The organism is Mesorhizobium sp. (assembly GCF_017306585.1).
Lineage (GTDB): Bacteria > Pseudomonadota > Alphaproteobacteria > Rhizobiales > Rhizobiaceae > Mesorhizobium.
Genome location: NZ_JAFKIC010000338.1, coordinates 1 through 3,670, shown reverse-complemented (window position 1 = coordinate 3,670; position 3,670 = coordinate 1). Strand labels below are relative to the sequence as shown.

Annotated in this window: 3 protein-coding genes; all 3 read left to right on the top strand. The window is 63.8% G+C overall.

The window, feature by feature from the left end:
- Window positions 1-245 precede the first annotated feature (245 nt).
- The 3 genes from J0I79_RS34350 to J0I79_RS34340 all read left to right on the top strand — a co-directional run bounded on the left by J0I79_RS34350 (window position 246) and on the right by J0I79_RS34340 (window position 3,534).
- Window positions 246-1,115, top strand: coding sequence for a sugar ABC transporter permease (locus J0I79_RS34350; protein WP_292870415.1), 870 nt, complete (start codon window positions 246-248; stop codon window positions 1,113-1,115).
- On the top strand, window positions 1,112-1,936 hold the full coding sequence (locus J0I79_RS34345) for a carbohydrate ABC transporter permease (RefSeq protein ID WP_292870412.1): 825 nt from the start codon (window positions 1,112-1,114) through the stop codon (window positions 1,934-1,936). The genes J0I79_RS34350 and J0I79_RS34345 overlap by 4 nt, the downstream gene beginning before the upstream one ends.
- A gap of 77 nt (window positions 1,937-2,013) precedes the next feature.
- Window positions 2,014-3,534 carry a M81 family metallopeptidase gene (locus J0I79_RS34340; RefSeq protein ID WP_292870409.1) on the top strand — a complete coding sequence of 507 codons (1,521 nt, stop codon included), beginning with the start codon at window positions 2,014-2,016 and terminating at the stop codon, window positions 3,532-3,534.
- Window positions 3,535-3,670 lie beyond the last annotated feature (136 nt).

Below are 3,670 nucleotides of genomic sequence, written 5' to 3'. Positions count from 1 at the left end.
GTCGGCGCCGCCCCTCACCTGCCTGCCGGCATCCTCTCCCCGTATAGTGACGGGGAGAGGGGCGCTGTCGCTGCCGGTTTCGCCAATCACCAGCGTCTCAGAAAGGGCGCCGAGGGTGCGGCCAGCTTCTTTCTCACCGTCACTATACGGGGAGAAATGCCCGGCAGGGCAATGAGGGGCAGCGCCGACATGTGTAGGGAATTCGAGATCGCACAGGTCCACCGCAACACGGTCCCAACCAGCCGATGCAAAATCGCTTTCTGCCCTATCTCCTGACCCTGCCCAGCCTGTTCCTGGCAGCGGTGGTCATCTTCTGGCCGGTCTGGGACCTGATCCAGATCGCGACGCATGACGTCAGCCGTTTCGGCCAGCTGCGCGACTTCACCGGCCTCACCAATTTCGCCGCGCTCGCGGCCGATCCCGATTTCATGGCGGCGCTCTGGCGCACCGGGCTGTGGACGGTTCTGGTGGTCGGCGGCGCGCTGCTGGTATCGATCCCGGTGGCGATGATCCTCAACACCGATTTCTATGGCCGTGGCCTTGCCCGCGTCATCATCATGCTGCCCTGGGCGGTATCGCTGACCATGACCGCGGTGGTCTGGCGCTGGGCGCTCAACGGCGAAAGCGGCATGCTGAATTCGGCGCTCATCGGGCTCGGCCTGATCGACCACAACATCCAGTGGTTGGCGCAGGCCGGCACCGCATTTCCGATGCAGGTGCTGATCGGCATATTGGTGACGGTGCCGTTCACCACCACCATCTTCCTCGGCGGCCTGTCGTCGATCCCGGACGATCTTTACGAGGCGGCCGCGCTCGAAGGGGCGACACCGCTGCAGCAGTTCCGCGAAATCACCTTTCCGCTGCTGAAGCCGTTCATCAACATCGCCATCGTGCTCAACACCATCTATGTCTTCAACTCCTTCCCGATCATCTGGGTGATGACGCAGGGCGGCCCCGCCAACTCCACCGACATCCTGGTCACCCATCTCTACAAACTTGCCTTCCGCATCGGCAAACTGGGCGAGGCTTCGGCGGTGTCGCTGGTGATGTTCGCGATCCTGCTCGTCTTCACCATGATCTATGTGCGGCTGGCCATGCGGGAGCAGCGGGCATGACGAGTAAACTCAAGCGCACCATCATCGCCTGGCTGCTGCTGGCGCCGCTGATCGTGGTGACGATCTTTCCGTTCGGGGTGATGTTCCTGACGGCGGTGAAGCCCCGACCGGAAGTGCTGTCGCCGACATGGTGGCCGAGCGAGTTCCGCTGGTCGAATTTTTCCGACATGTGGGTGGCGACCGGCTTTGGCCGCGCGCTGGCCAATTCACTCTACGTTTCCATCATCGCCACGGTCGGCGCGATCCTGATCTCGGTGCCGGCGGCCTATGCGATGTCGCGCTTCCGCTTTGCCGGCTATGGAGCCTTCCGCCAGTTCCTGCTGATCTCCCAGATGATCTCGCCGATCGTGCTCGTGCTCGGCCTGTTCCGGCTGATGGCGGCCTGGGGCCTGGTCGAGAGCACAACGGCGCTCGGCTTCATCTACATGGCCTTCAACGTCGCTTTCACCGTGTGGATGCTGCAGAGCTATTTCGACACCATCCCGCGCGATCTCGAAGAAGCGGCCTGGATGGAGGGCGCCGGCCGCTGGCTGACGCTGCGAAAAGTGTTCCTGCCGCTCTGCCTGCCGGCTATCGCGGTGACGGCGATCTTCACCTTCATCAACGCCTGGAACGAGTTCGTCGTGGCGCTGACCATGTTGCGCAGCCAGGAAAGCTATACGCTGCCGATCCAGGTGTTCTCGCTGGTCGCCGGGCGCTATACGATCGAATGGCACCATGTCATGGCGGCCACGCTGCTGGCGACCCTGCCGGTGGCGATCCTCTTCATCTGGTTGCAGCGCTACCTCGTCCGCGGACTGGCGCTCGGCGCCGTCAAATAGCAATCCCAGCAATTCAGGAAAAGTGTGCAGCGGTTTTCCGCCCGGAATTGCGAAAAACAAGAAGTCACGGAGCGTTCATGCGCGTCTTCACCGCCTCGCTGGCGACGGAAACCAACACCTTCTCGCCGGTGCCGACCGACCGCGCTTCCTTCGAGATGGCGTTCTACGCCGGGCCAGGCAAGCACCCGGAAACGCCGACGCTCTGCTCCTCGCCGATCGTCGCGCTGCGCCGGCGCGCCGCGAAAGAAAGATTGACCGTCATCGAAGGCACCGCCACCTGGGCGGAACCCGGTGGCCTGGTGCAGCGGCAGACCTACGAGGCGCTGCGCGACGAGATTCTCGGCCAGTTGAAGGCCGCCCTGCCAGTCGATGCCGTCATCCTCGGCCTGCATGGCGCCATGGTGGCGCAAGGCTATGACGATTGCGAGGGCGACCTTCTCGAACGGGCTCGCGCGATCGTCGGACCCGATGTGGTGATCGCTTCGGAGTTCGATCCGCACAGCCATCTGACGCCGAAGCGCGTGGCGGCCTGTAATGTGATGGCCTATTTCCTCGAATTCCCGCACACCGATTTCTATGAACGCGGCGAGCATGTCGTCGAGCTCGGGTTGGCCGCCGCGCGCGGCGAGATCAAGCCTGTCATCTCGACCTTCGACTGCCGCATGATCCAGGTGCTGCCGACCAGCCGCGAGCCGATGCGCTCCTTCGTCGACAGGATCAAGGCGCTGCACGGCAAGGATGGCGTGCTGTCGGTGTCGGTCATCCATGGCTTCATGGCGGCGGACGTGCCCGAAATGGGCACGCGCATCCTCGTCGTCACCGACAATGACAAGGCGAAGGGCGATGCGCTGGCCGAAAGCCTCGGGCGCGAGCTCTATGGTCTGCGCGAAAAGACGGCGATGACAATGCTGTCCGCCTCCACCGGCATCGACCGGGCGCTCGCGGTGCGGGCGGAGCGCCGGGACAAGCCGGCCGTCATCGCCGACATCTGGGACAATCCGGGCGGCGGGGTACCGGGCGACGGCACCATCGTGCTGCGAGAGCTTCTGGCGCGCGGCATCACCAGCGTGGGTGTCGCCACGATCTGGGATCCGATCGCCGTCACCTTCTGCCTGGCGGCAGGCGAGGGCGCCGTCATCGACCTGCGTTTCGGCGGCAAGGCCGGACCACAGGCCGGCGAGCCGATCGACGCGCGCGTCACGGTGCTGAAAACGACCAGCGAAGGCTGGCAGAGTTTCGGCCCGAGCCGCGTGACCCTAGGACCGTCGGCCGTGGTGCGTATCGAAGGCACGGAGGTGGACGTCATCCTAAACACCAACCGGACGCAGACCTTCGAGCCCGACATCTTCTCCAACATCGGCATCGATCCGATGTCGAAGGACGTGCTGCTGATCAAGTCGACCAATCATTTCTACGCCGGCTTCGAGCCGATCGCGGCTGAAATCATCTATGTCGCCGCGCCGAGTTCGTACCCTAGCAATCCGGCGGTGACGAATTACAGGAAGTTGACGCGGCCGATATGGCCGAGAGTGAAGGATCCTTGGCACTCCCCCCCTTGTCCCCCTGTGGGAGAAGGTGTCGCCGAAGGCGACGGATGAGGGGTGCTCCAGGGAATTCCTGCGTCTCACTCCGCTGGAACACCCCTTGTGTGTTTGGAATCGTGCATAATTGAGGTGCCACGGACCAGGTGGTTGCCTGATCCGTGGCGGCGGTCGAGAGCCCGTCGCCCCTCAG